At 68.5% G+C, this 26,311-nt stretch carries 19 protein-coding genes; 7 read left to right on the top strand and 12 right to left on the bottom strand.

Annotated elements, in window-relative coordinates; translation table 11 throughout:
* Nucleotides 1-147 precede the first annotated feature (147 nt).
* Entirely contained in the window at nucleotides 148-1,140 is a 993-nt protein-coding gene (locus ALI44B_RS11190; protein WP_077054732.1) for a LacI family DNA-binding transcriptional regulator, read from the bottom strand.
* A gap of 106 nt (nucleotides 1,141-1,246) precedes the next feature.
* Between ALI44B_RS11190 and ALI44B_RS11185 the strand changes: the two genes are divergently transcribed.
* Entirely contained in the window at nucleotides 1,247-2,755 is a 1,509-nt protein-coding gene (locus ALI44B_RS11185; protein WP_077054731.1) for a hypothetical protein, read from the top strand.
* 58 nt (nucleotides 2,756-2,813) lie between these two features.
* Complete coding sequence (locus ALI44B_RS11180; protein ID WP_077054730.1) at nucleotides 2,814-5,906, top strand: alpha-mannosidase; 3,093 nt, start codon at nucleotides 2,814-2,816, stop codon at nucleotides 5,904-5,906.
* Between the two features lie 131 nt (nucleotides 5,907-6,037).
* Here the strand turns inward: ALI44B_RS11180 and ALI44B_RS11175 are convergent, their stop codons facing one another.
* From ALI44B_RS11175 to ALI44B_RS11150, 6 genes are all read right to left on the bottom strand, one after another.
* Nucleotides 6,038-7,012 carry an acetylxylan esterase gene (locus ALI44B_RS11175; RefSeq protein ID WP_077054729.1) on the bottom strand — a complete coding sequence of 325 codons (975 nt, stop codon included), beginning with the start codon at nucleotides 7,010-7,012 and terminating at the stop codon, nucleotides 6,038-6,040.
* Between the two features lie 12 nt (nucleotides 7,013-7,024).
* On the bottom strand, nucleotides 7,025-7,978 hold the full coding sequence (locus ALI44B_RS11170) for a carbohydrate ABC transporter permease (RefSeq protein ID WP_083709906.1): 954 nt from the start codon (nucleotides 7,976-7,978) through the stop codon (nucleotides 7,025-7,027).
* Nucleotides 7,968-8,873 (bottom strand): carbohydrate ABC transporter permease, encoded by a 906-nt coding sequence (locus ALI44B_RS11165; protein WP_077054728.1) that lies wholly within the window; start codon nucleotides 8,871-8,873, stop codon nucleotides 7,968-7,970. The genes ALI44B_RS11170 and ALI44B_RS11165 overlap by 11 nt, the downstream gene beginning before the upstream one ends.
* A 3-nt stretch (nucleotides 8,874-8,876) precedes the next feature.
* On the bottom strand, nucleotides 8,877-10,157 hold the full coding sequence (locus tag ALI44B_RS11160) for an ABC transporter substrate-binding protein (RefSeq protein WP_077054727.1): 1,281 nt from the start codon (nucleotides 10,155-10,157) through the stop codon (nucleotides 8,877-8,879).
* Between the two features lie 18 nt (nucleotides 10,158-10,175).
* Nucleotides 10,176-11,840: an FAD-dependent oxidoreductase gene (locus ALI44B_RS11155; RefSeq protein WP_077054726.1), complete on the bottom strand. Its 1,665-nt coding sequence runs from the start codon at nucleotides 11,838-11,840 to the stop codon at nucleotides 10,176-10,178.
* Between the two features lie 262 nt (nucleotides 11,841-12,102).
* Nucleotides 12,103-13,641 carry a SulP family inorganic anion transporter gene (locus ALI44B_RS11150; RefSeq protein WP_077054725.1) on the bottom strand — a complete coding sequence of 513 codons (1,539 nt, stop codon included), beginning with the start codon at nucleotides 13,639-13,641 and terminating at the stop codon, nucleotides 12,103-12,105.
* A 221-nt stretch (nucleotides 13,642-13,862) separates the two neighbouring features.
* Here ALI44B_RS11150 and ALI44B_RS11145 point away from each other — a divergent pair, with 221 nt between their 5' ends.
* The 4 genes from ALI44B_RS11145 to ALI44B_RS11130 are packed head-to-tail and all read left to right on the top strand — an operon-like array spanning nucleotide 13,863 to nucleotide 18,883.
* Nucleotides 13,863-14,762, top strand: coding sequence for an SDR family oxidoreductase (locus ALI44B_RS11145; RefSeq protein ID WP_077054724.1), 900 nt, complete (start codon nucleotides 13,863-13,865; stop codon nucleotides 14,760-14,762).
* Nucleotides 14,759-16,279, top strand: coding sequence for an alpha/beta hydrolase (locus tag ALI44B_RS11140; protein WP_077054723.1), 1,521 nt, complete (start codon nucleotides 14,759-14,761; stop codon nucleotides 16,277-16,279). The genes ALI44B_RS11145 and ALI44B_RS11140 overlap by 4 nt, the downstream gene beginning before the upstream one ends.
* On the top strand, nucleotides 16,276-17,817 hold the full coding sequence (locus tag ALI44B_RS11135) for a GMC oxidoreductase (RefSeq protein WP_083709904.1): 1,542 nt from the start codon (nucleotides 16,276-16,278) through the stop codon (nucleotides 17,815-17,817). Before ALI44B_RS11140 ends, ALI44B_RS11135 begins: the two co-directional genes overlap by 4 nt.
* Before the next feature lie 43 nt (nucleotides 17,818-17,860).
* Nucleotides 17,861-18,883, top strand: coding sequence for a LacI family DNA-binding transcriptional regulator (locus ALI44B_RS11130; RefSeq protein ID WP_077054722.1), 1,023 nt, complete (start codon nucleotides 17,861-17,863; stop codon nucleotides 18,881-18,883).
* Nucleotides 18,884-19,027: 144 nt separating this feature from the next.
* Here ALI44B_RS11130 and ALI44B_RS11125 read toward each other — a convergent pair whose 3' ends face one another.
* Together ALI44B_RS11125 and ALI44B_RS11120 are read right to left on the bottom strand one after the other, a co-directional pair.
* Nucleotides 19,028-21,187, bottom strand: a complete 2,160-nt coding sequence (locus tag ALI44B_RS11125) for an ATP-dependent Clp protease ATP-binding subunit (protein ID WP_077054721.1) — start codon at nucleotides 21,185-21,187, stop codon at nucleotides 19,028-19,030.
* 170 nt (nucleotides 21,188-21,357) lie between these two features.
* Nucleotides 21,358-22,626, bottom strand: a complete 1,269-nt coding sequence (locus tag ALI44B_RS11120; RefSeq protein ID WP_077054720.1) for a glycosyltransferase — start codon at nucleotides 22,624-22,626, stop codon at nucleotides 21,358-21,360.
* Between the two features lie 68 nt (nucleotides 22,627-22,694).
* Here ALI44B_RS11120 and ALI44B_RS11115 point away from each other — a divergent pair, with 68 nt between their 5' ends.
* Nucleotides 22,695-23,342, top strand: coding sequence for an NADPH-dependent F420 reductase (locus tag ALI44B_RS11115; RefSeq protein ID WP_077054719.1), 648 nt, complete (start codon nucleotides 22,695-22,697; stop codon nucleotides 23,340-23,342).
* An 87-nt stretch (nucleotides 23,343-23,429) separates the two neighbouring features.
* Here ALI44B_RS11115 and ALI44B_RS11110 read toward each other — a convergent pair whose 3' ends face one another.
* Genes ALI44B_RS11110 through mptB form a run of 3 tightly spaced genes read right to left on the bottom strand, consistent with a single transcriptional unit; the run spans nucleotide 23,430 to nucleotide 26,249 of the window.
* Nucleotides 23,430-24,362, bottom strand: coding sequence for a DUF2017 family protein (locus ALI44B_RS11110; protein WP_077054718.1), 933 nt, complete (start codon nucleotides 24,360-24,362; stop codon nucleotides 23,430-23,432).
* Nucleotides 24,359-24,655, bottom strand: a complete 297-nt coding sequence (gene clpS / locus ALI44B_RS11105) for an ATP-dependent Clp protease adapter ClpS (protein ID WP_077054717.1) — start codon at nucleotides 24,653-24,655, stop codon at nucleotides 24,359-24,361. Before clpS ends, ALI44B_RS11110 begins: the two co-directional genes overlap by 4 nt.
* 4 nt (nucleotides 24,656-24,659) lie before the next feature.
* Entirely contained in the window at nucleotides 24,660-26,249 is a 1,590-nt protein-coding gene (gene mptB, locus ALI44B_RS11100) for a polyprenol phosphomannose-dependent alpha 1,6 mannosyltransferase MptB (RefSeq protein ID WP_077054716.1), read from the bottom strand.
* Nucleotides 26,250-26,311: the final 62 nt, after the last annotated feature.

The raw sequence follows: 26,311 nt of genomic DNA, 5'->3' as shown, positions 1-26,311 counted from the left end.
ATGCGCGGGATCGACAAGCACCGCCCCCCACGATCATCCGTGGCCCGTCGGCGTCGCTCCACTCCCCCTGCGAAGGCCACCATAGGTCACGATCGCCGCGAGCGGAATAGGGGATTTCGAACGGCCCGCGAGACACGGCCCGCCGGCTCAGCTCGCGACGCGGGCCAGGGTGCGCCCCTCCACGAGCTCGCACGACAGCAGCGATTGGCGCGGATGATCAGCCGGGCTCGACAGCATATCGACGGCCAATCGGCCCATCTCGCGGCGCGGCAGGCGGAAGCCGGTCAGGCCGTCCGGGGCGTCGATCGACCCCGACAGGCTGACGAGGGAGAACACCTCAGGAACCGCCAGACCGCGCTCGTCGAGCGCCGCGACCAGGCGGTGGAGGAAGTCATCCTGCTCGACGAAGACGACCGTCGCGCGCGCGGCCTCGATGGCGCGGATCCACTCGTGCGGGTCGCCTTCGGGCGCCACATGCGTGCCGGCCTGGCCGACGTGCGTGTCGAAACCGGCGGCCCGGTCGACGTAGGACTCGGGGCCCGTTCCGTGACCCAGGTAGACGAACCGTTCGTGCCCGAGCCCGCGCGCCCGCTCGACCAGGCCGCCCACCGCGTTCTCGTAGTCGGCAGCGACGTAGGGCACGGGGCCGCCGACATCGTTGCGGCGACCGATCGACACGAACGGAAAACCGCTGCCCATCAAGAACTGCAGCTCCTGCGCCGGCATGTTCTGGCCGAGCAGGATGCAGCAATCCGCGAGCCTCAGCCGAGTCACCCCGGCGCTCAACCCGAGGTTCGAGCCCGTGGCCCGCCCGCTCGTCAGCAGCAGCAGGTCGTGGTCGAGGCGCTGCGCCTCCTCCTCGATGCCCGCCAGGAACGGGTAGAAGAAGTCCTCGCGGTCGGCCGGGAACAGCGCCTCATACGTGTAGACGCCGATCATCCGATTGCCCATCTGCTTCAAGCGCCGGGCGATCGGGTCGGCCACATAGCCGGTCTCCTGGATGATGCGCAGCACCCGCGCACGCGTGGCCTCTGGCACCCGCGCCAGGTTTTCGTCGCGCTCGTTGAGCACGAACGACACGACCGTTTGGCTGACACCCGCGAGCTTGGCGATGTCGCGCTGCGTGACCCGGAAGTTCATGACCACCCTCTTCGTCGAGTAATAGGTATTACATCTTGACGGTACCAGATGGATGCCTCAGGCTCCTCGTAGGCCGCACGCGCCCCCGGACTGAAAGGCTACGACGATGTCAAAGAAGACACCACGCTCGAGCGAGACCACCCACGAGAACGCACCAGCCACGACGGGACAGGGATCGGCACGCCGCAACTTCCTGACCGCCTCGGCGGTGGCCGCGGCCGGAGCCGTCGCCTCGGTCGCGAGCATCGGGTCGCCGGCCAACGCCGCCACCGACACGTCCCTGGCGGGCAAGCCGAAGCCGCCGAAGGGCCCCAAGGCCACCGCCGTCACGGTCAACGAGGGCCCCATCTCGCCCCTCGACCCCGAGTTCGGTTTCGTCGACGTGGCCGGGGCCGACAACACATCCGCCGTGCAGGCCGCCATCAACAAAGCCATGACGGCGCCGGGCGGCGAGGTGTCGCTGCCCGCGGGCCAGATCCACGTGCGTGGTCTGTCGGTCGACTACCGCAACAGCCCCGTGCAACCTGTGAACGGCCAGCCCTACGGCTACGCGGGCCCCAAGATCATCGGCGCGGGCATGCGTCAGACGAAGATCATCCAGATCGCCGGCGCCACCGAGGACATCTTCACCGTCACGGGGCAGGTGGGCGACAAGGCCGGCCCCGCCAACAACAACAAGGCGACGGGCGTCGTGCTGGCCGACTTCGAGATGACGGGCACGACGGGCGGCGGCCACGGGCTCTACCTGCGCTCGCTCGTGAACTGCGAGTTCCGCAACCTCTGGATCCAGAAGACCGGCAAATCGGGCATCTTCCGCGAGCGCGCGACCTTCGTCTCGGGCGTCAACGACGAGTACTCCTACGCCAACGCATTCAACAAGATCAAGATCGTGTCGCCCGGCGGCTGGGGCGTGCAGGACTCGGGCCTGGCGTCGATCGGCGGCTCGATGACCAACGTCGAGGCCATCAGCCCGGGGCTCGGCGGGTTCCTGCTGGCGCCCACCAACATGACGTTGCTCGACTGCCAGGCCATTGGCGGCACGGTCGGTTTGCAGTCGGTGCGCAACCAGAATCGCAAATCCGTGAACTCGGGGCTCACGTTGCTGAACTTCCGCTCCGAGGGGTCGCGCAACGGCTACGAGATCAAGATCGACGCGGGCATCAGCCACATGATCGTCAACCCGAACTTCTTCCCCACCTCGGGCGCGCACTGTCTCGGCGTCGGCGTCGATGGGCAGGGCTCGGACTTCTACGTGCGCAACCTCACGGTCGTGGGCGGCTACTTCGGCGTCATCCGCAGCCAGTTCCCCACCGCCAAGGCCATCGTGCTCGGACCGGATGCGCGTTCCACCCGTTTCATCACGCCGACCATCGAGTTGGGCTCGGGCGTCGACGACGAGGCATCCCTCATCGTGGACAACGGCTACCGGTCATCCTTCGACCTGCCGGGTTACACGAGCATGACGGCCGCCGGCTACACCACGCAGAACCGTTTCGCGGGCTCGGTGCCCACGCCCGCGGCGGGTTCGGTCAACGAGGGCTGGGAGCAGAACGGCAGCGGATGGCGCAAGGTGGCCGTTTTCCCCGACGGACGTCGCGTCACCATCGCATCCTGACCCCGTTTTTCTGCCCCACGTTCTTCCCCGCACATCCTTCTCACCAGAAAGTCCCCCGATGCACTTCAGTCGTTCCCAGGTCGAACTCCGCGTTGCCCGTTTCCGATCCGAGCGGATCCTTCCGGCGCTCTACCGCGAACGGTCGCCGCTGACCATCACCGCCTGGGATGTCCCGGACGAACCCGTTCCCTTCGAGACCATGCGCGAGCACACCGGGGAGTTCCGGCCCTTCTCGATCGGCGAGGCATGGGGCAAACCGTGGGGCACGGTGTGGTTCCGCGTGACGGGCGAGCTTCCGGCGGGCTGGGCCGACGAGGGCCGCAGCGACCCCGAACTCGTCGTCGACCTCGGTTACACGGGTGCGCAGTCGGGCTTCGAGGCCGAGGGCACGGTCTACTCCCCCGACGGGCGCATCGTGAAGGCCGTCGAACCCTTCAACCAGGCCGTCCCGCTCGACGGCGCCACCTCGGTCGACCTCTTCATCGAGGCCGCCTCGAACCCCAACGTGACGGGCGACTGGTCGTTCGCCCCGACGCCCTACGGTGACAAGGCCACGGCCGGCACCGACCCGATCTACCGGCTCGCGCGGCTGGAGATCGGCCTGCGCGACCACGCCGTGTGGGAGCTCGAACAGGACCTGCGCGTGCTCGTGCAGCTCGCGGCCGAACTGCCCGAGGCGTCGCAGCGCGCGGCATCGATTCTGCACGCCCTCGACCGGGCCGTCGACGCGCTCGACCCTGCGAATGTGCGCGGCACGGCCGACGCCGCCCGAGAGATCCTCGCCCCCGCGCTGGCGGCGCCCGCGTCGTCGAGCGCCCACCACCTGCACGCCGTCGGGCACGCCCACATCGACTCGGCCTGGCTGTGGCCGACGCGCGAGACCGTGCGCAAGGTGGCGCGCACGTTCTCGAACGTGTGCGACCTGATCGATCGCAATCCGGACTTCGTGTTCGCCGCGTCATCCGCCCAGCAGTATGCCTGGCTGAAAGCGTCCTACCCCGAGCTCTTCGAGCGCGTGCGCGCGCATGCGACCACGGGCAACTTCGTGCCCGTCGGCGGCATGTGGGTCGAATCGGACACCAACCTGCCGGGCGGCGAGGCGCTCGCGCGGCAGTTCGTGGCCGGCAAGCGATTCTTCCTCGAGGAATTCGGCATCGACACCGAGGAGGTGTGGCTGCCAGACTCGTTCGGCTACTCGGCGGCCCTGCCCCAGATCGCCGCGGCGGCCGGAGCCCGCTGGTTCTTGACGCAGAAGATCTCGTGGAACGAGACCAACGTCATGCCGCACCACACGTTCCGCTGGGAGGGTATCGACGGCACTCAGATCTTCACGCATTTCCCGCCCGTCGACCTCTACAACTCCGACCTCTCGGGCGAGGACCTCGCGCGCGCCGAGCGGCAATACGCCGAGAAGGGCCGCGGCACCATGTCGCTCGTGCCCTTCGGCTATGGCGACGGCGGCGGCGGGCCCACGCGCGAGATGCTCGCCACGGCCGCCCGCACCGAGAGCCTCGAAGGCTCGCCGACCGTCGAGCTGTCGAGCCCCCGACGGTTCTTCGAAGAGGCCGAGGCCGAGTACCCCGCGCCGCCCGTCTGGTCGGGCGAGCTCTACCTCGAGTTCCACCGCGGCACCTACACGTCGCAGGCCCGCACCAAACAGGGCAACCGGCGGTCAGAGCACCTGCTGCGCGAGGCCGAACTCTGGGCAACCACGGCGGCCGTGCGGGCGGGCGCCGCCTACCCCGTCGAGGCGCTGACCGAGGCCTGGCACACCGTGCTGCTGCAGCAGTTTCACGACGTGCTGCCCGGCACCTCGATCGCCTGGGTGCATCAGGAGGCCGAGCGCAACTACGCGCGCGTGGCCGCCGTGCTCGAGGACATCATCGCCGCGTCGATCGCCGCCCTCGCGGGCAGCGGCACCGAAACCGTGCGGGTGAACGCGTCGCCGTTCGCCGTCGACGGCGTGCCCGCGCTCGGGGGCGGCGCGCCGCTCGCTCAGCCGACGGGCACGGCCGCCATCACCCGCCCAGACGGCGTTGTCGGCAGCAACGGCGGTGCCGACACCGCTCAGTACGTGATCGAGAACGAGCACGTACGCGTGGTCTTCGACGGCCGAGGCCTCATCACGTCGATCGTCGACAAGCGCCGGCAGCGCGAGGTCGTGCCCGCCGGGCAGACCGCCAACCTGCTGCAGCTGCACCGCGACACCCCGAACAAATGGGATGCCTGGGACATCGACGACCACTACCGCCGCCACACCGAGAACCTGACCGCGGCGGACTCCGTCGAGATCGTGTCGCTCGATGGCGACTCGGGTCAGGCGCTCAAGATCTCGCGCTCCTTCGGCTCGTCGACGGTCGAGCAGCTGGTGTCGGTGCCCGCCGATGCGGCGACCATCGACATCCGCACCACCATCGACTGGCACGAATCGCAGAAGTTGCTGAAGCTGGCGTTCCCGCTCGACGTGCACGCCGAGCGCGCGGCCTCCGAGATCCAGTTCGGGCACGTCTACCGCCCCACCCACACCAACACGTCGTGGGATGCGGCGCGCTTCGAGACCTCCGCCCACCGCTGGGTGCACGTCGGCGAGCGCGACTTCGGCGTGGTCATCGCCAACGACGCCACCTACGGCCACGACATCGGTCGGACGCGGGGCGAAACCTCCGAGGGCCGTCGCACGCGCTCGGATGCCACGACCGTGCGCCTCTCGCTGCTGCGCGCGCCCGTGTTCCCCGACCCCGCCGCCGACCAGGGCCTGCACACGCTCAACGTCTCGGTGGGCATCGGGGCGACGATCCCGGATGCGGTCGAGGCCGGCTATCAGCGCAACCTCCCGCTGCGCACGCTCACCGGTGTGGCCGAAAAATCCATCGCCCCGCTCGTCGCGTCGTCGAACCCGGCCATCGTGGTCGAGGCCGTCAAGCTCGCCGAGGATGGCAGCGGCGACGTCATCGTGCGGCTGTACGAGTCGACGGGGGCCCGCGCCCGGGGCACGCTCGACGCCGCATTCGACGTGGCGCGCATCGACGAGACCGACCTGCTGGAACGCACCCTCGCAGCCGCGGACGGGCTCGTCGGCACCGACGGGTCATCGGCCGAGCTCGAGGTGCGACCGTTCCAGATCGTGACGCTGCGCTTCGTGCGGCCGTAGTCACCCGGTTCGCGCAGGCGATACGACGAAACGCTTGGACTGTCCCCCGAGAGGGATGGGCCAGGCGTTTCGGCGTTCCGGCGTGCGGTGCGCGGTGTGCGGCCTGCGATGCGCGGTGCGCGAGAAGGCGGTCAGGCCAGAGCCGTCGTGAAAACCTCGAGCGACAGCGCTCGGTCTTCGATGCCGCCGCCCTCGTGGCCGTTATACGGCCACACCGTGATGTGCTTCGGCCCGGCATACTCGTTGAACGAGGCGAAGACCGTCGACGGCGGGCAGATGGGGTCCATGAGAGCGACGGTGTACCAGACGGGCGTCTGCGCGCGGCGGGCGAAGTTCACGCCGTCCACATAGGCGACCGTGGTGGCGACATCCTCGACGCGTGCCCGCTGGTTGGCCAGGAAGTGCGCGATCTCGGCGTAGGGGTTCTCGTTCGTGATGGTCGTGGCGCGCATGACATCCGAGAGGAACGGCACGAACGCCACGGCAGCGCGCAGATCGTCGCACAGGGCCGCAGCCGCGATGGCGAGCGCGCCGCCCTGACTTCCACCCACGACCCCGACGCGCGCGGCGTCGACGATGGGCAGCGCGCGCACCTCATCGACGGCCAGCACGGCATCGGTGATGAGCCGCCGGTAGTAATAGGTAGCGGGATGCTCGATGCCCGCCGTCATCTTGCCGGGGAACGACGGCCCCGCGCCGTGCGGATCGGGCGTGTGGCCGGTGGCCTGCCCGCGCCCGGCACCCTGCCCGCGCGAGTCGACGACGACGTGCACGAACCCCGCCGACGCATATAAGAGGTGCGACAGCGGATTGCCGCGGCCGGCGCCGTAACCCAGATACTCGACGACCGCGGGCAGCGGCGGCCCGTCGGCGGCACCGGCGGGCGCAATCACCCAGGCACGGATGCGGTCACCCCCGAACCCCGAGAACTCGAGGTCGCTGATCTCGACGGCGGTCAGCGGGCTGTGAAAAGGTCGGCTCGTCTGCGGGGCGCGCGCGGCGCGGGACTCGGCCAGCGTGCGCGCCCAGAACGCGTCGAAGTCGTCGGGGCGGGAAACGGCGCTGCGAAACTCTCGCAGCGCCGCCTCGGGCAGATCGGTGAACATGCAGCGATCCTCTCAGCCTTTCAGCCCGGAATGGGCGAGCCCCTCGACGAACTGCCGCTGGGCGATGAGGAACACGATCAGCACGGGCACCACGGTCATGGTCGCCGCCGCGAGCTGCGTGTCCCACATCTCGCCGCCATAGGCATCGGTGAAGCGGGTCAGCGCCTGCGGCAACGTGAAGAGCTCGGGGCTCGTCAGGTAGACCGTGGGCTCGAGGTACATGTTCCACGAGCCCAGGAACGTGAGGATGGCTACCGCCGACAGCGCCGGTTTGGCGAGCGGCAGGCAGATGCGCCACCAGATCGCCACGCGGCCGAGGCCGTCGAGCCGCGCGGCCTCCTCCAGCTCGACGGGCAGCGAGATGAAGAACTGCCGCATGATGAAGGTTCCGAGCACCGCGGGGGCGCCGAACGCGGGGACGAGCAGCAGCGGCAGGTGCGTGTTGATCAGCCCCAGCGTCTTGAAGATCTGGAACAGGGGGATGATCGTCACCTCGCTGGGCACGAGCAACCCCAGCAACACGATCAGGAAGAGCGTGTTCTTGAAGGGGAACGGGATGCGCGCGAATGCGTAGCCCGCCAGGCTCGACACCAGCATCGTGACGACCGTGACCGCGATGGCGATGTAGAGGCTGTTGGCGTATTGCTGCGCGAACGGCTGGAACGTGAAGGCCTCGCCATAGGCAGCCACCGTCGGGTTCGCCGCGAAGAGCGTGGGCGGCGACGCGAAGATCTCGTTGAGCGGCTTGAACGACGACGTGATCATCCAGATGGTCGGCACCGCGAAGGGAATCACCAGCACGATCAACGCGCCGATCAGGATCACCGAACGCCAACGGCTGCGGATGCGGCGCTCCCGCGTGGTCACGAGCGGGTCGGGTTCGATCGGGCGGCGCGACCCGCGGCCTGCACCTGCACCCGGGCCCCGAGCATCCGACCGTGTTCTGAGTGTCGGCTCAGTCTTCATAGAAAACCCACTTTCGTCGGAGCTGCCACTGCACGACCGTGAGCACGAGCACGAAGCTCAGGAGCATCAACGCGAGGGTCGAACCGTAGCCGATGTCGTTGAACTGGAACGCCTGCTGGAAGACGTAGTAGACGAGCACGGTGGTGGACAGGTCGGGGCCGCCCTCGGTGAGCACCGCGACCTGCGCGAACGCCTGCAGCGAGCCGACGATCGTGATGATGGCCGTGAGCAGCAGCGTGGGCGAGATGAGCGGCAGCGTGATGCGGAAGAACACCGCGGCCGGGCTCGCACCATCCACGCGGGCGGCCTCGTACAGCTCGCGCGGCACACCCTGCAGCGCCGACAGGAAGAGGATCATGTTGACGCCCACGCTGCGGATGACCTGCGTGACGATGACGGCGAACATGGCCGTCGGGCCCTGCTGCAACCAGTTGGGGCCGTCGACCCCGAACATGAGCAGCAGGTTGTTGATGGCGCCGTTGTCCTGCAGCAGGAATCCCCACACGAGGGTCCACGCCACGACCGAGATGACGACGGGCGAGAAGAATAGGGTGCGGAACAGTGCGCCGCCGCGGATCTTGCGGTTGAGCAGCACCGCGAGCCCGAGGCCCACGGCCAGGTTCAGGACGACGACGCCGCCCGAGAAGATGGCCGTGGCCCCGAGCACCGCGGGCAGTTGGGGGTCGGCGATCGCGCGGGCGTAGTTGTCGCCCCCGACGAACGTCAGGTTGCCCGTGAAGATGTTCCACTCGTTGAGGCTGAACCAGATGCCGAGGCCCACCGGGATCAACACGAAGGCGATGATCCCGGCGAACTGTGGCGCGATGAAGACGTACCCGGCAACGACGTCACGCCGTTTGGTGGTCCAGAAGCTGCGCTGACGCGTTGTCGGCATGGTCTACTCGGCTGTCAGCAGCGGCTTGAGGGCGACGCACATCTCGTCGAGCACCCCGTCGACATCCGCGTCGGGCGTCCACATGCGGTCGAGCACGGTCTTGCCGGTCTGCGCGATCTTGGCGGGACCCGTGTGCACGGGAGGCGACACGGCCTCGGGCAGTTCGTCGACGACGACGCGCTCGAGCTGTTCGGCCGAGAGCTTCGTGTTCACGGCGGCCAGCTTCTCGCCCGTGAGGAGCGATTCGCGGGGCGGCGGGAAGAACTGGGCGAGCTTGGCCGAGTTGGTCGGGTTGGTCAGGAAGGCGAGGAACTCGGTGGACTCCTGCGGGTGCTTGCTCGAGGCGAGCACGCCCATGCCGGCCTGGCCGAGCACCGAGTACTCGCCGGCGGGTCCGGCCGGCAACGGGTAGATGTCATATTCGAACGAGCCGTCGAGCAGCGAGGCGCGCGACACCTGAGCCGTCGTGAAGGCCGAGTCACCGGCGAAGAAGTCCGCCGTCACGCCCGGGCCGGGCATCGACTTGTCCACGTAGATGGCGTCGTGCAAGAACTGGAACGCGTCGACCATCTCGGGGGTGTTCATCTGGCAGGTGTCGCCCTTGGCGTTCCAGGCCTCGGCGCCCCAGCCGGTCCACACGCTCGGCAGGGTCAACCACGATGAGTAGTCGAAGTCACGGATGACGAAACCGGCCTTGCCCGTCTTCTGGTTGACGGCCGAACCCATGGTCGACACGTCGTCCCACGTCAGGCCCTCGGGATCGAAGGTCTGACCCGCCTCGGCCAGCAGCGTCTTGTTGACGTAGAGGGCGAAGGGCGAGTTGGAGAAGGGGTAGGCGTAGAGCTGCCCGTCCTGCGAGAACGATTTGGCCACGCTCGGGAGGATGTCGTCGAAGTCATAGCCGTCGGTGGCCTTGAAGGGTTCGGTGAGCGGCACGAGGGCATCCGAGACGATGAGGTCCTTGGCGATGTCGCCCACCCACGCCATATCGGGGGCGTTGCCACCGGCGATCTGCGTGGTGAGCGTCGTGTTGTAGTCGGCGAAGGGCAGCGACTCGAACGTGATCGAGCCGATCTCGGGGTGGCTCTTCTTGTATTCGTCGGCGACGGAGTTGAAGAGTTCGAGCTGCTTCGCGTCGGAACTCCACACCGACATGCGCAGGTCGACGCTTCCCGCTGCGGCCGTCGTCGGCGCCGTGGACGGGGAGCCGCCCGAACACGCCGTGATGAGCAACGCGCTCGCCGCCATCGCGGCGATCGTCGTCAGCTTCTTTGCTGTTTTCATTGCCTCTCTCATTTCTCGCTAGTAGCCCAGGATCTCGGGCCAGTGGATCTCGATACCGGCCGCCTGGAGGTGCTCCTGGAAGTCGGACGTCAGGTGGTCGTCGTCGTGCACGGCGCGGGGCGTGGTGCCGGCGTCGAGGCAGAACACCGCCAGGTGGCCGGCGGATTCGCCGATGTTCCACTCGACGGGGTGTAGCCGGTAGGCGCCGTTCGTGATGTGCGTGGTGCCGATGTTCTTCGACGCCGCGATCAGGTTCGACGTCGACGAGGGGATGAGCGCGCCCAACGGAATCTCGAACGGGCTGCACTCGACGTCGATGTAGTTGTCGCCGCCCGTCGAGGGGTGCAGGTCGATGCGGTACATGCCGACGCCCACCGACTTGTCGAACGTCGCGGGGCCGGCCGTGCCGCGGCTCGACACCGAGATGTCTTGCTCGACGATGGTCGTGAGCGCCCGGATGCGGCGCGATTCGCGGATGTAGGGCGCCTGGGCGAGACCGTCGGCGGTGCCGAGCACGTCGCCGCGCAGCCGCAGCCCGGGCCAGCCGGCTCCGCCGTCGGGGCGAGGCGCCTCGGTCTGCAACCAATAGAAGTAGGAGAGCGAGAGCTGGCGGGCGGCCTCGAGGTGGGTGGCGGCATCCGCGTTGTCGAGGATGGACGCCTCGAGGTAGTCGAGCATGGGCCAGTTGGCCACCACGATGTCGCTGTCGTAGGCGCCGGGCGTGAAGTTCGAGCGGGCCAGGATGCGGCGGAACATCCACAGGTCGGTGTCGCCGCCCGAGAGGCTCTGGTCGGAGTCGCGGCCGTCGACGAGCGGCGGGTTCACGACCATGGTGCGCTTTTCGGGCGTGAGCGTGCGCGGGTTCGGCGCCGTGAACGAGAGCAGGCGGTCGCCCCAGAACGGCGGTTCGTAGCTGCGCCAGAAGTCGTAGTCGACCGGGCGCTCGATAGTGTTGTCGTCGTCGGTGTGGTCGAAGGCGAAGCACCACGTGATGGCCTGCACATTGTCGGGTTGGGCGGATGCGGGGGCGCTCGGCTCGTGAGTCTCCGAGCGGGCCTCGGCTCCCGTGACGTAGTCGGTGCCCGTGAGGGGCAGGAGTTCGCCCGTCTCGGTGGCGTCGAGGATGTAGGGGGCTTCGATCGTGATGGTGTCGGCGGCGCCTGTGCCGGTGGCGGTGGTGGGTGTGCCGGTGCTCGTGCCGTCGGCGTGCGAGCCGACCCGGGTCACGGTGACGCTCGTGACGGTTCCGTCGTGGTGCTCGGCGGCGGTCGCCACGTAGGGCTGCAGCACGACGAGCCGGCCGCTCGAACGGTGGGGTGCGAGCATCCGCTCGATGACCGCGGCCGCGACGCGCGGTTCGTGGCATAGCTTGCTCACGAGGCCGGCGCCGGGGTTGAGGCGTGGGTTGAGGCGGGCCTCGGCCGTGAGCGGATAGTTGTCGCGGTAGTAATCGCGGATGCCGTCACGGAGAGCTCGATAGGACGCCGTCACACCGAACTGCTCGACCCATTTGTGCTCGTCGGGCGGAACGGCCTGCGAGGTGAGCTGGCCTCCGAGCCACGCGAACTCGTCGGTGAGAACGGCGCGGCGACCGGAGCGCACGACGGCCAGGGCCGCGGCCACGCCGCCGAGTCCGCCGCCGATGATCACGACATCTGTGGTGATCGTGAGGCTGGTCGCCATATTTCACTGCCCCTTCGCAGGTAATTCGTATTGTGAGCCGATCGGGGTCGGTCCTGTGCGACTCTAACCGCTCGAATACCCGGAGCAAAGCAACCCGCGGAGGTAATCTTCATTGCCCGGCCGGAGCCTCGATCGGGACCCTGCCGCCGGGGCAGCGCGCCGCCTGGCAGTTAGACGGTTGTGCCGGGGCGGCCGGGCCGAGCTCGGGCTGACCGGCGGGCAGAGGCCGACACGCAAGCCGTCGGGGCGTCGGACCGGCCGGCTAGTGACCGCCGCCGAGGTTGCCCGCCAGGCGCGTGCGCAGCGAGGTGCTCGCGTCGTTGAGGCCCGCGATGGTCGCCGTTTTGCCGTGGCGCTCATATTTGCTGATGATGGCGTCGAGCGCGGCGACGGTCGAGGCATCCCAGATGTGCGATCCCGACATGTCGATGATCACGCGCTCGGGGTCGTCGGCGTACTCGAACTGGGTCGTGAGGTCGTTGCTCGAGGCGAAGAAGAGCTCACCCTCGACGCGGTAGTAGGCCGTGGCCTCGCTGCCCGCATCCGAATCGACCTCGCGGATGTCGCGCGTCACGGTTGCGAAGTGAGCCACCCGCCGCGCGAACAACACCATAGCCGCCAGCACGCCCACGATGACGCCGATGGCCAGGTTGTGCGTGATGACGACGACGGCCACCGTCACCACCATGACGAGCGTCTCACTCTTGGGCAGGGCCTTCAGCGTGGACGGCTTGATGCTGTGCCAGTCGAACGTGCCCACCGACACCATGATCATGACGGCCACGAGCGCGGCCATCGGGATGACGGCCACAATGTCGCCGAACACGACGACGAGGATGAGCAGGAACACGCCCGCGAGGAACGTCGAGATGCGCGTGCGGGCGCCCGACGCCTTCACGTTGATCATGGTCTGGCCGATCATGGCGCAGCCGCCCATGCCGCCGAAGACGCCCGACAGCATGTTCGACACACCCTGACCCCAGGCCTCGCGGGTCTTGCGGGAGTGCGTGTCGGTCACGTCATCCACGAGCTTGGCGGTCATGAGCGACTCGAGCAGACCGACGAGGGCCATGGCGAGCGCGTAGGGCGCGATGATCGCGAACGTCTCGCCCGTGAGGGGCACGTTGGGGATGAAGAGCGACGGCAGGCTGCGCGGCAACTCGCCCTGGTCGCCGACGGTCGGAACGTTGAGCGCGGTGACGACCGTGGCCACCGTGAGCAGCACGATCGCGACGAGCGGGGCGGGCACCACCTTGGTCAGGCGCGGCAGGAACACCAGGATGACGAGGCCGATCGCCACGAGCGGGTAGACGAGCCACGGCACGCCGATGAGGTGCGGCACCTGCGCCGTGAAGATGAGGATGGCTAGCGCGTTGACGAAGCCGACCATGACGCTGCGCGGGATGAAGCGCATGAGCTTGGCCACACCGAGCACGGCGAGCAGCACCTGGAAGATGCCGGCCAGGATGACGGTGGCGATGAAGTAGTCCATGCCGTAGTCGCGGGCGACGGGCGCGATGACGAGCGCGACGGCACCTGTGGCCGCCGTGATCATGGCGGGGCGTCCGCCGAGGAACGCGATAGAAACCGCCATGACGAACGAGGAGAAGAGCCCGACGCGCGGGTCGACGCCCGCGATGATCGAGAACGAGATCGCCTCGGGGATGAGAGCCAGCGCGACGACGAGGCCGGCGAGCACCTCGCGGGTCAGGATGCGGGGCGTCTTCAAGGCCGTGAGCACGGACGGCTCGGGCCGATAGCGATTGGCGTCTGACGGGGACTTTTTCTGGGTGATAGCCATAGCGGCTCCTTCATGCTGGGGCACCTCGCGAGGGGCCGTTGTTAACGTGTCGGGGCGCCCCATTGCGCGGCCCACCGGGCCGTTGGCGGCCGATGCGGTGGGGAAAGAAGAGGGTCGTCGAAGAGGTGGTGACGACATCCCCACTCTACGCGGGCGCTAATACTCGCCGGGGCGAAGCGCAAGGCCCGGCACAGCCCGGCGACGAAACCTAGTGTGAAGGTATGACTTCTGGCGATCAGTACACCTTCGGAAACCCCGTCGAACGATACGGCCGCGTCGAGCCGCCGGTGCAGCACCAGCCCGAGCCCGGCGTGCAGGCGCAGATGACGCCCGTGCCCGATCTGGGCGAGAAAACCTATCGCGGCAGCGGCCGCCTCGCGGGTCGCAAAGCGCTCATCACGGGCGGCGACTCGGGCATCGGCGGCGCGGTTGCGATCGCCTTCGCGCGCGAGGGGGCGGATGTCGTGATCGTGCACCTGCCCGCCGAACAGGAAGACGCCGACCACATCCTCGGCCTGATCAAGGAGGCCGGCCAGACCGGTCACGCGATCGCCGCCGACATCAGCGACCCCGCCCGCTGCCGGGCCATTATCGACGAGACCGTGAGCGTGCTCGGTGGCCTCGACATCCTCGTCAACAATGCCGGCAAGCAGGTGGCCGTCGACCGGCTCGAAGACCTGAGCGACGAGCAGTTCGAGCAGACGTTCCGCACCAATGTGTTCGCCAACTTCTGGCTCACCAAGGCGGCACTCCCCCACCTGCCGGCGGGTGCCAGCATCGTCAACACGGCATCGCTCGAGGCCTACAAGCCCGCGCCCGACCGTCTCGACTACGCGGCCACCAAGGCCGCCATCAACAACTTCTCGAAGGGTCTGTCGCAGCAGCTCGCGCCGCGCGGCATCCGCGTGAACGTCGTTGCCCCCGGGCCCGTCTGGACCGCTCTGCAGGTATCGGGTGGCGTGTCGGACGAGCAGATGAAGGCGTTCGACGACGAGAGCACCTACCAGCGTTCCGGCCAGCCGGCCGAGCTCGCGCCCGCCTACGTGTTCCTGGCCTCGGCCGAGTCGAGCTACGTCTCGGGTGAGACGCTGAACGTCAACGGCGGCATGGTCACTCCGTGACCGCGGGCGCGAACGACCTCGACCACGACTGCACCGTCTTCTTCCTTCCCGGCCTGGGTTTCAGCGCGGCCGCTGCTGCACCCCTGGCCGCGGTGCTCGGCGACCGTTTCCGCGTCGTCGGGATCGACCTGCCCGGCCAGGGCTCGGCTGCCGACGCGGCCGACGGATCTGTTGCTGCCCAGGTCGACGCCGCGGTGGCGACCATCGAGGCAGAGATCGACGGCGGGCCCTGGATGCTCGTCGCCCACAGCATGGGCGGCAAGATCGCGGCCCTCGTGGCGGCCCGTGCCCTCGACGGCCGCGCCGAGGTCTTCGGGCTCGCCGGCGCCGTGCTGCTCGCACCGTCGCCTCCGACGCCCGAACCGATGGACGACGACAAGCGCGCCGAGATGCTCGCGTGGGCGGCCGACGGCCCGCTCGACGAGGCCGCTGCCCGCGAGTTCGTTGCGCAGAATGTGGCGACCGGTTTGTCGGGCGTTGACGAGGACCGGGCCATCGAACAGGTGCGCCAGACATCCGCCCTGTCCTGGCGCCGCTGGCTCGACGAGGGCAGCCACGAAGACGTCTCGGCCGAGGTCGGCACGCTCGACCTGCCCGTGACCGTGCTGGGCGGCGAGGATGACGACGACCTGGGTTCGCTCGCGCAGTCGCGCCTCGTCGCACACGTCTACCCGCGGGCACGGTTCGTGTCGCTGCCCGGGACCGGACACCTGCTGCCCTACGAACGGCCCACCGAGGTGGCGGCCGAAGTGGTGCGCCTCTGGGAGGAAGTAGCCGCGGCATCCCCGACGGTTCCTCGCGACTGGGGTCTCGTGATCGCGTCGGGCCGCACGGGCCGCGAAGCCCGCGGACTGCTCGCGCGCCGCATGCTCGCGGACGACCCCGACTACCGGCCGCGCGCCCTCACGCCGCGACAACTCGACACGTTGCGCTCGCTCGCCGACCGGCTGTTGCCGCAGGATGGCACCGGGCACATCGACCTCGCGGCGCGCATCGACCGCGACCTGGCGGACGGCCGCACCGACGGCTGGCGCCCCGCGAAACTGCCCGACGACCCCATTGCCTACCGCTTGGGCCTCAGCGCCCTGGCCGATGTCTGGCCGCACGCCGCAGCCGAGCAGGATGATCTCATCCGCGGCATCATCGACGGCGACGGCATCAGCGGCGGCCCGTGGGAGGGCGACATCGTCAGGCGTTGGTTCGAAGACGTGCGCAACGATCTGACGCGGCTGTGGCTCGCACATCCGGCCTCGCTCGCGCGCGTCGGCTACGACGGTTTCGCGACGAGTGGCGATCATGCCCGGCCCGCCGGCTATGTGGCCCTCGCGGCCGGCCGACGCGACCCGTGGGAACCCGCCGACCTGGGCGAGCTGGGCGCGGTCGGGAACGCCGACACCGACACCGACGCGGACGCCGACGCCGACACCTCAAGGTCGCCGCACGCCGCAGCGACGCCATCCCGCTCGGCCAACACCTCGAATGCATCCGAAACCCCCGATACGGAGAACGCCGCATGAACCTCACCGACATGCGCACGTATGCCGAGGACGACGTCGTCGATGTGGTCGTGGTCGGCACGGGCGCGGGCGGGGCACCCCTGCTGGCCCGCCTGGCCGAGCGCGGCCTGCGCGTCGTGGCGCTGGAGGCCGGGCCCAACTTCGACCCCGACGCCTACACCAACGACGAGGTCGAGGCGCCCCGCATCAACTGGATGTCGGAGCGCCTGAGCGGCGGCGACACCCCGACGGCGTTCGGCCCCAACAACAGCGGTTTCGGCGTCGGCGGCAGCACCCTGCACTGGGGCGCTTTCACGCCGCGCCCCGACCCGCGCGATCTGGCGCTGCACACCGAGACGGGTGAGGGCAAAGACTGGCCCGTCGACCCCGCCGAACTGACCGGTTATCTCGCCGAGGTCGAACGGGTCATCGGCGTCTCCGGCCCCACGCCCTACCCGTGGGATGCCGAGCGCGAATATCTCGAGCCGCCCGTCGACCGCAACGCCTCCGCCGATCTCGTCGCCATCGGCTGCGAGCGACTCGGAATCCTCGCCACCGATGCGCCCGCCGCCATCCTGAGCCGCGAGCGCGACCAGCCGCACTTCGGCGCCCGGGCCGCCAGCAACAACCTGGGGTCGATCCACCAGGGTGAGCGCTACGGCACCAAGGCCACGACGGCCATCACCTATCTGCCGGCCGCCGTCGCGAACGGCGCAGAGATCCGGCCCGATGCCATGGTGCACGGCATCGAACTCGACGCACTCGGCCGCGTGTCGGCCGTCGTCTACCGCCAGGATGGTCGCGAACACCGGCAGCGTTGTGCCACCCTCGTGCTCGCGGGCGGCGGTGTCGAGACCCCGCGGCTGCTGCTGAACACGGGCCTCGCCAACTCGAGCGGGCAGGTGGGGCGCAACTTCCTGGCCCACGGCGCGGTGCAGGTGTGGGGCCGTTTCGAGGAGCAGGTTCGCGGCTATCGCGGCTACCCGTCCGCCCTGATCAGCGAGGACTTCGTGCGCCCGTCCGACGCGGACTTCGCGGGTGGCTACCTCATCCAGAGCCTCGGCGCCATGCCACTCACCTATGCCACCTCGCTCGTGCGCGGCGGCGGTCTGTGGGGCGACGAGCTGGTCGATGCGTTGCATGCCTCCCGTTATTCGGCGGGTATCGGCATCAACGCCGAGTGCCTGCCCTCCGAGGACAACCGCCTCATTTTGTCGGATGAGCGGGATGACTGGGGTGTTCCCCGCGCCATCGTGTCGTTCACGCCGGGTGACAACGAGAAGGCGATCGACAAGCACGCCACGGCGACGATGACCCGCATCCTCGAGGCGGCCGGGGCCCTCGACACGCGGGTTCTCGCCCGCACGGCCCACACGCTCGGAACGTGCCGCATGAGCGTCGACCCCGCCGAGGGTGTCGTCGACGCCAACGGCCGCAGCCACGACATCCCGAACCTCTGGATCTCGGACAACTCCACGTTCCCGAGCGCCCTCAGCGCCAACCCCGGCCTCATCCATATGGCTCTGTCGTTGCGCACGGCCAATCGGATGCTGCGCTGACCGTGTCGGCCAGGCGATTCCACCCCCGCGCTAGGGTGGAGCCGTGAGCACCCCGCCGATTCGCCGCAAACGCGCGACGATTCACGATGTCGCCATCGAGGCGGGGGTATCGCGCGGCACGGTCAGCCGCGTGGTCAACGGCGAGCGCTATGTCTCGGCAGAGGCGCGCGAGGCCATCGAGTCCGCGATCGCCAAGGTCGGCTACGTGCCGAACACGGCGGCCCGCAACCTGGTCATGCAGCGCACGCAGGCCGTCGGTTTCGTGGTGCACGAGCCGCACAGCCTGTTCGTCGACGACCCCAACATCGGCAACATTCTGCTCGGTGCCAACGAGGCCCTGAGCGAGGCCGACCATCAGCTCGTATGCCTGGTCGTCGATTCCGAGCGCGACACCGACCGCATCACGCGCTACCTCTCGGGCGGTTTCGTCGACGGCGTCATCATGGTGTCGGCGCGCGAGAACGACCCGATCACGCGCGTCATCGAGCGCCTGGGTCTGCCCGCCACATTCGTCGGCCACCCGCCCGATCTGCGCGCCCTGCCCTTCGTCGGCATCGACAACCGCAAGGCCGCGGCGGATGTCACGGCCGAACTCGTGGGCCGGGGCCGTCGTCGCATCGGCATGATCGCCGCGGCGCTCGACCGCGACTCGGGCTCTGACCGCCTCGCCGGTTTTCGGGATGCCCTGGGCGACCGTTTCGACGACTCCCTCGTGGTCGACGTCCCCCTCTACTCTTACGACGACGGTTTCGAGGGCATGAGCGTTTTGCTCGGCCGCGACCCGTCGATCGACGGTGTGTTCGCCGCATCGGATGCCGTGGCCGCGGGTGCCTTGGAGGCGCTGCGCGTCTCGGGCCGCCGCGTTCCCGACGACGTGTCGCTCGTCGGTTTCGACGATTCGGCCTGGGCGCTGCGCTGCCATCCGCCTCTCACGACCGTGCACCAGCCGGCCGCCGCGGTGGGCCAGCGCGCCGCCGAGGTGCTGCTCGCCCAGCTGCGCGGTGAGGAAGTCTCGCTCGAGGGCTCGCTCGTGCCCACCTCGGTCGTCCGCCGCGGCACGGTCTGATTCCGGCGAAGTGAACGTCGGCAGACGTGACACCCCTGGGTGCGCGCTGGAAACGTGACGCACCTCGGTTCGCGCCGGAAAGAGACGGCGCCACGAAAAGCGAAACGGCGGCGCCTCCGGGGGATGACGCCGCCGTCGCCCCGACTAGTCGACCGGCTCGGGCGCGACCGCCGAGACGGTGAGGGCGTCGGCGACCGGGTCGAGGTCGACCCGAACGGTGTCGCCGTCGCGGATCTGGCCGGCGAGGATGCCCGTGGCGAGCCGGTCGTCGATCTCGTTCTGCATGAGGCGTCGCAGCGGCCGGGCCCCGTAGATGGGGTCGTAGCCACGCTCGGCCAGCCAGCTGCGGGCGTCGGGGGTGACGGCGAGCTCGAGCCGGCGTTCCCCGAGGCGGCGCTGCAAACGCTCGATGTAGAGCTCGACGATCTGGCCGAGGTCTTCTTCGCTGAGCGTCTGGAACACGACGATGTCGTCGAGTCGGTTGACGAACTCCGGTTTGAACGCCTGGCGCACCATCTGCTGCACGGCCTCCTCTTTCGCGGCCGGGTCGAGCGTCGGGTCGACGAGGAACTGCGAACCGAGGTTCGACGTCAGGATCAGGATGGTGTTGCGGAAGTCGACCGTGCGACCCTGTCCATCGGTGAGCCGCCCATCGTCGAGCACCTGCAGCAGGATGTCGAACACCTCGGGGTGCGCCTTCTCGACCTCGTCGAGCAGCACGACCGAGTAGGGGCGCCGCCGCACGGCCTCGGTGAGTTGACCGCCCGCCTCGTAGCCGATGTATCCCGGAGGGGCACCGACGAGCCGCGAGACCGAGTGTTTCTCGCCGTATTCGGACATGTCGATGCGCACGAGCGCTTTCTCGTCGTCGAAGAGGAACTCGGCGAGCGCCTTGGCCAGCTCGGTCTTGCCCACACCGGTGGGCCCGAGGAACAGGAACGACCCGGTGGGCCGGTCGGGGTCGGAGATGCCGGCGCGCGTGCGGCGCACGGCGTCGGACACCGACCGCACGGCACGCTTCTGCCCGATCAGCCGCTTGGCGAGCTCTTGTTCGAGGTGCAGCAGCTTCTCGGTCTCGCCCTGCAGCAGACGGCCGACGGGGATGCCCGTCCACGCGGCGATGACGGCCGCGATGTCTTCGCTCGTGACCTGGTCGTTGACCATGCGGGGCTCGGTGTTCTCGACCAGCTCGGCTTCGGCCAGCTCGCGCTGGATGACCGGGATCTCGCCATAGAGCAGGCGCGACGCCTGCTCGAGGTTGCCCTCGCGTTGCGCCCGGTCGGCCTTGATGCGCGCGGCGTCGAGCTTCTCTTTCAGCTCGCCCACGCGGTTGAGCTGCGACCGCTCGCGATCCCACCGGGCCTCGAGCTCGAGCAGCTCGGCTTCGCGCGTGCGCAGATCCTCGCGCAGCTTTTCGAGGCGCTGCTTCGATGCCTCGTCTTTCTCCTTCTTGAGCGCGAGTTCTTCGAGCTTCAAGCGGTCGACGCTGCGGCGCAGTTCGTCGATTTCGACGGGGGCAGAGTCGATCTCCATGCGCAGCCGGCTCGCGGCCTCGTCGATGAGGTCGATGGCCTTGTCGGGCAGCTGGCGGGCCGGGATGTATCGGTTGGACAGCGAGGCCGCCGAGATGAGCGCCGAGTCAGCGATCGTCACCTTGTGGTGCGCCTCGTAGCGTTCTTTCAGACCGCGCAGGATGGCGACGGTGTCGATGACCGACGGCTCACCGACGAAGACCTGCTGGAAGCGCCGCTCCATAGCGGCGTCTTTCTCGATGTATTCGCGGTACTCGTCGAGCGTGGTGGCTCCGATGAGGCGCAGCTCGCCGCGAGCCAGCATGGGCTTGAGCATGTTAGCGGCCGCCACCGAACCCTCGCCCGCTCCGGCGCCCATGAGCGTGTGCAGCTCGTCGATGAACGTGATGATCTGGCCGTCGGCGTCGTTGATCTCTTTCAGCACGGCCTTGAGGCGCTCTTCGAACTCGCCGCGGTATTTCGCGCCGGCCACGAGCGCGGCCAGGTCGAGCGAAACGATCTGCTTACCCTTGAGCGAGTCGGCCACGTCACCCGCGACGATGCGCTGCGCGAGCCCCTCGACCACGGCCGTCTTTCCCACGCCAGGCTCACCGATGAGCACGGGGTTGTTCTTGGTGCGTCGCGTGAGAACCTGGCTGACGCGCCGGATCTCGGCGTCTCGCCCGATGACGGGGTCGAGTTTGCCGGATGCCGCAACGTCGGTGAGATTGACGCCGTATTGCTCGAGCGCACTCTTCTGGTCTTCTTGTGGCGGCATCTGCCCAGCTTGCATGTTTGTTGATCTCCTCCCAGAGATAAGTTGAGTCGTTGTGACTCAATTTTACCTCGCGCCGACCGAGAATGGTAGCGCCAACGAAAAAACCTGAGTCCGACAGGCTCAAGTTATCCGGAGGCGGGTCGCCGCGGCATCAGAAAGAGGCGATTTGTGGAGAAATTGCGGGATCAGCGACTGTGGAGAACGGATTCGTAGAGGCGCAGCATCCGGCCCGTCTGGTAGCTCTGGCGAAACTCGACGGCCTCGGCCGGCACGATCGTGGGCCACGAACCCGAGCGGATGTCGCCTGCCACAGCGACCAGCGCATCGGCGAGCGCCCGCACCGAACCATCCTGCGGCTGCCGAAAGACTCCCGGGGGCAGCTCGCCCGCGATGTTGGGGTCGCTCACGATCGAGGGAGTGCCGACGGCCGCGGCCTCGAAGACCGTCATACCCTGCGTCTCGAAACCGATCGACGTCTGCACGAGAGCGTCGGCGGCACGGATGCCCGCGAGCGAATCGGCGTAGGGCACCTTGCCCATGAACCGAACGGTCGAGCGCAGCCCCGCGGCCTCGGCCCGCTCGACGAAGGCGCGCGCTTTCGCCAACAGCAGCCCGCCGCCATAGAGCCGGTACTCGGCATCCGCATCGGCCAGCCGCACGGCCTCGAGAAACTCCATCAAGCGCTTCTCGGCGCTCATGCGCCCGGTCCACAAGAAGATTGGGCGGCGCTCCCGCGGGGAGACGAGCGCCCCGACGACCTCAGCCGTGCCGGAGAGCTCGGGCTCGGATCCGGCCGACCCCGCTGCTTCGCCCTCGACATCCCGCGCCAACACCTGCTCCACGACCTCGTCGTCGACGCCGTTCCAGATCACCTCGACGTGCGGGGCCACACCCTTCTGCTCGAGCAACCGCGCGAAATGGCCGGACGGCGCGGTCACGGCATCCGCTCGCAGCGCCAACTCGTTGAGATAACTCCAGGCCGACGGCGCCAGCGTCGATCGTTTGCGCAACACCCGGTGCTGCCACCACAGCAACCCCCGAATCGCGAGGCGCGGGAACGGCACCACCTGTTCGATGCCGAATTCCATGTGGTTGTGCATGGTGTGCACCACCGGCAGCCCGTGCCGCTCGGCGAAGCGATAGCCGATGAGCGCGCCCCAGAAGTCGCCCTGCACGTGCACGAGATCGACGGGCGCGTGAGCCGGGATGCGCGCATCGATGTATCGATCTGTGCCACGCCCGGGCAACGTGAGCGAATATTCGCGATCCACCGTCACGGGCACCGACGGCAGGTCGAGATAACCCGCATCGCCCGGATGCTGGCGGTGCATGCGCGGCGCCACGACCGTGACGGTGTGCCCCGCCCGCTCGAGAAAACGCTTCTGCAGCCGGATGGAGACCTGCACGCCCCCGAGCGAATCGGCGTGTTGATCGGTGACGATCAGAATGTGCATCGAGAACCTCCGGAAGACCTCGCCAGCCTAGCGGGAACACCCTGCGCGGCATCCGTGTTGCACCCCACATGACTACTCTCGGACTTATCGGCGCAGGCAACATCGGTTCCCAGCTCGCCCGCCTCGCGGCGGCCAACGGCTACGACATCGTGATCAGCAACTCGCGCACCCCCGACACGCTCAGCGACCTCATCCACGAATTGGGCGACAACGCTCGTGCGGCCACCCCGATCGAGGCCGCAGAGGCCGCCGACATCGCCGTGGTCACCATCCCCCTGAAGGCCATCGACCAGGTGCCCGTCGAGCAACTCGAGGGCAAGATCGTGATCGACACCAACAACTACTACCCGCAGCGCGACGGCAACATCGCTGAGCTCGACGACGAGTCGACGACCGTCTCCGAGATGCTGCAGAAGCTCCTGCCGGGCAGCTACGTCGTCAAGGCGTTCAACAACATCGCGGCCGCCGACCTCACCGCCGACGCCCGTCCGGCCGACGCCGACGACCGCCGCGCGCTGCCCATCGCGGGTGACGACGAAGACTCCAAGGCGAGCGTCGTCACGTTCATCGAGAAGCTCGGCTTCGACGTCGTCGACGCCGGACCGCTGGCCGAGGGATGGCGCTTCCAGCGCGACACCCCCTCCTACGGTGTGCCCATGACGGCCGAAGAGGTCCACCCGAAGCTCGCCGAGGCCAAGCGCTACCGCGACATGTAATCGGATGTCTGAGCCGCACGGCTCATGACGCAGCAGGGGTTCGCCGGGCAATAGTGCTCGTCGGGCCCCTGTTTTCGTGGGGCTGAGTCAGGCCGGCAGGCCCTCCGAGAGCGCATTAACCAGCGAGTCCTGCACCCAGCCCAGCCAGTCGTAGATGTCGAAGATCGCCGCGGCATCTTCGTCGGTCGGCTCGGGTTCGTCGCCGTCTTCCTCGATGCCGAGGCGCGCGGCGAGCGTCAGCCGCAGGTCGGTCAGCGAGCGAATCCACGCCTGCACCTGCGCCGGGTTCAGCCGCACGAGCACATCGTCGGCTCCCGAGAGGGTCGCCGCGATGGCCTCCGGGTCGCGCCCGTTCACCAACGACGCGATCAGTTCCTCCACGTTCTGCAGCTTGCGATCGGTCGACGACTCGATCGTGTAACGCCGGAAATCGACGGATGCTTCGGGGTCCTCCGGATAGGCATCCGGAAAGAGCCGCCGCACGGCCGGGTCGTCCCAGACCGGGTCGAGGTCCCCCTCGGACACATCCGCGAAGATGCGACCATCGTCGTCGCCGAATTCGGCGTCGGGTTCGAAATACGTGCCAGAATCCGCGTCGGCGTCAGAATCCGCGCCGAAACCGGATTCCGAATCGAAGTCAGAGTCGCTCGACGATTCGGAGTCGCCGTTTCGGTTCGAACCGTCAGCCGTGTCGGACCTGCGCCGCCCGTCATCCAGGCCGCCAAACCCTTCGCCCGCCGCAAAGCCGTCGTCGGCGCCGCGCGCGGCGTCGCCGCTGACCGAACCATCGACGCCGGCCGCGCCGCTCAGGCCCGCCGAACCGGAACCCCACCCTTGTGACCCCAGGATGCGCGCCGCCTCGTCTTCGTGAAAACCGTCGGCCGAGTCATCCCGAGCCCGTTCACTCACGGCCTCGAGCAGCGACCGGAACTGCATGCCCAGGTCGGCCAGCAACATGACCTCGCCCGGCGTCAACTCGGCCGCGAGCAGCCCGTCGGCGAGGGCACTGAAACCCTTCACTCCTCGACCCGCGACAGCGTCGCCCACAGGCCGAAGTCGTGCAGCGCCTCGACGTGGCGTTCCATCTCTTCGCGGTTGCCCGTGGCCACGACCGCGCGGCCGTCGTTGTGCACGGCCAGCATGAGGGCCTCGGCCTGTTCCCGGCTGTAGCCGAAATAGCTGCGGAACACGTAGGAGACGTAGGACATCAGGTTGACCGGGTCATTCCACACCACGACCTGCCACGGCCGCGAGAGCGCCGAGGCCAGGTCGACACCCTGTTCGGTGTCGAGGTCGGGCGTGGCAATATCCATGTCTTCAGCTTTGCACGGTCGGCGGAACGGCGCGACCGGGTTGCGTTCCCGCCGCCGCATCCGCAGCCGCCTCCGAGTCGACGGGTCTCGCGCGCGCCAACATGGGCAGCGGCAGACCCGGTCGCGTATAGCGCCGGAACAGCTCGAACTCGAAGGCCGCCACGACGAGCACGATGCCGACCACACCGATCCAGCCATAAACGACGGGGATGGATGCATCCGCCCGCAGTCTCTCGATGAGATCGACCTGCTCCCCCGAGATTCCGATGAACATGAGGAACGCGGTGACATAGATAAGGAGGCGCACCTGCCACGCGCGGCCGAGGCCCGCCATGCCGAAGAGCGTGATGAGCCACAGGCCGTACCAGGGGTGTTGCAGCGGCGAGAACAGCACGAGCGCCGAGAAGACGCCGGCGAGCAACCACAGCGGGTCGGAGCGACGCTTCACCGTGACCAGGTAGGCGGCGACGAGGCATCCGAGGAAGAGGAAGATTCGCACCACGGCCGTGCGCGCCACATCGCCGTCGAGCCCCAGGCCCGGGCCGAAGTCGCGCGCGAACAACGACACGATGCGCGGAATCGAGTACCACGAGCCGATCTCGATGGGGGTTCCGAGGCCGGCCACCCAGCCGATGCCCACGCCCAACCCGAGACCCAGCCCCAACAGGCCCACGAGCGCGAGCCCGGCGACGGCGGCCCAACGGCGGATGAGCGCGCCCCACGTTGCCGTCGACCCCGCCCAGATGATGCCGATGATGGGCAGCGCGATCATGGCGATCGGTTTGATGCCGATGGCGGCCGTCACCAACACGGTCGCGAGGATGGGCCGGTCGCGCATCGCCCAGTAGACGCCCGCGGCGATGAGGCCCAGCATGAGCGCGTCGTTGTGCCCCGCGAGCACGAAGTTCATCAGCACGAGCGGGCTGCACGCCACCGCCCACAGCACCGCGGCCTCGTTGAAACCACGCAGCCGGGCGATGCGCCATCCGTAATACGCGATCATGGCCAGGCCAGCCACCGCCAGCAGCCGCACACCGATGAGCGCCGCCTCCATGGGCAGCCAGGATGTCGCGACCACCACGATGCGCGCCAACAACACGAACAGCGGACCATAGGGCGTGACCGTTTCGGCCCACTTGATGTCGACGCCCGCCTCGAACCAGCCCGGCACATCGGCCATGTTGTCGGCGTAGGGGTCGAGGCCCGCCACCAGGATGCGGCCCTGCCCGAGGTAGGCGAACATGTCCCGGCTGAACAGCGGCAGCGCGACGATCAGCGGCGCCGCCCAGACGATGGTGGATGCGACGACCTGGCGGAGGGGGCTGGGCGCATTCGCGCGGGTGCGCGTGCGGGCATTCGGCCGCAGGGCGAGGCCGAGCGACAGCCACGCGAAGAGAAGCAGCAGCAGCCCCGCGGCGAGGAGGAACGTGCAGAGCACAACGGCGGTGCGCGACGTGCGCACGAGATCGAAGAGTGGCAGCGTGCGCAGCACCGACGCGGGAGCGAGCCATCCGACCCCCATCGAGCCCGCAAGAACGGCCAGGGAGCCGGCCAGACCGATCAGCAGGCGCACGCGATGAGAGAGGGGGAACATAGTTGTTCCTACCACGTTCGCCGCCGCGAGGTCATTCTGATATGCCGACGCGGATGCCTCAG

It is taken from the genome of Leifsonia sp. ALI-44-B (assembly GCF_001984125.1).
Classification (GTDB): domain Bacteria; phylum Actinomycetota; class Actinomycetes; order Actinomycetales; family Microbacteriaceae; genus Okibacterium.
Note: the sequence above shows the minus strand (reverse complement) of the source record. Positions and strands in the feature narration are given on the sequence as shown.

Bases quoted from the DNA above. Each gene is read 5' to 3' on its own strand.
- ALI44B_RS11190 (WP_077054732.1), bottom strand. From the start codon at position 1,140: ATGAACTTCCGGGTCACGCAGCGCGACATCGCCAAGCTCGCGGGTGTC.
- ALI44B_RS11185 (WP_077054731.1), top strand. From the start codon at position 1,247: ATGTCAAAGAAGACACCACGCTCGAGCGAGACCACCCACGAGAACGCA.
- ALI44B_RS11180 (WP_077054730.1), top strand. From the start codon at position 2,814: ATGCACTTCAGTCGTTCCCAGGTCGAACTCCGCGTTGCCCGTTTCCGA.
- ALI44B_RS11175 (WP_077054729.1), bottom strand. From the start codon at position 7,012: ATGTTCACCGATCTGCCCGAGGCGGCGCTGCGAGAGTTTCGCAGCGCC.
- ALI44B_RS11170 (WP_083709906.1), bottom strand. From the start codon at position 7,978: ATGAAGACTGAGCCGACACTCAGAACACGGTCGGATGCTCGGGGCCCG.
- ALI44B_RS11165 (WP_077054728.1), bottom strand. From the start codon at position 8,873: ATGCCGACAACGCGTCAGCGCAGCTTCTGGACCACCAAACGGCGTGAC.
- ALI44B_RS11160 (WP_077054727.1), bottom strand. From the start codon at position 10,157: ATGAAAACAGCAAAGAAGCTGACGACGATCGCCGCGATGGCGGCGAGC.
- ALI44B_RS11155 (WP_077054726.1), bottom strand. From the start codon at position 11,840: ATGGCGACCAGCCTCACGATCACCACAGATGTCGTGATCATCGGCGGC.
- ALI44B_RS11150 (WP_077054725.1), bottom strand. From the start codon at position 13,641: ATGGCTATCACCCAGAAAAAGTCCCCGTCAGACGCCAATCGCTATCGG.
- ALI44B_RS11145 (WP_077054724.1), top strand. From the start codon at position 13,863: ATGACTTCTGGCGATCAGTACACCTTCGGAAACCCCGTCGAACGATAC.
- ALI44B_RS11135 (WP_083709904.1), top strand. From the start codon at position 16,276: ATGAACCTCACCGACATGCGCACGTATGCCGAGGACGACGTCGTCGAT.
- ALI44B_RS11125 (WP_077054721.1), bottom strand. From the start codon at position 21,187: ATGCAAGCTGGGCAGATGCCGCCACAAGAAGACCAGAAGAGTGCGCTC.
- ALI44B_RS11120 (WP_077054720.1), bottom strand. From the start codon at position 22,626: ATGCACATTCTGATCGTCACCGATCAACACGCCGATTCGCTCGGGGGC.
- ALI44B_RS11115 (WP_077054719.1), top strand. From the start codon at position 22,695: ATGACTACTCTCGGACTTATCGGCGCAGGCAACATCGGTTCCCAGCTC.
- clpS (WP_077054717.1), bottom strand. From the start codon at position 24,655: ATGGATATTGCCACGCCCGACCTCGACACCGAACAGGGTGTCGACCTG.
- mptB (WP_077054716.1), bottom strand. From the start codon at position 26,249: ATGTTCCCCCTCTCTCATCGCGTGCGCCTGCTGATCGGTCTGGCCGGC.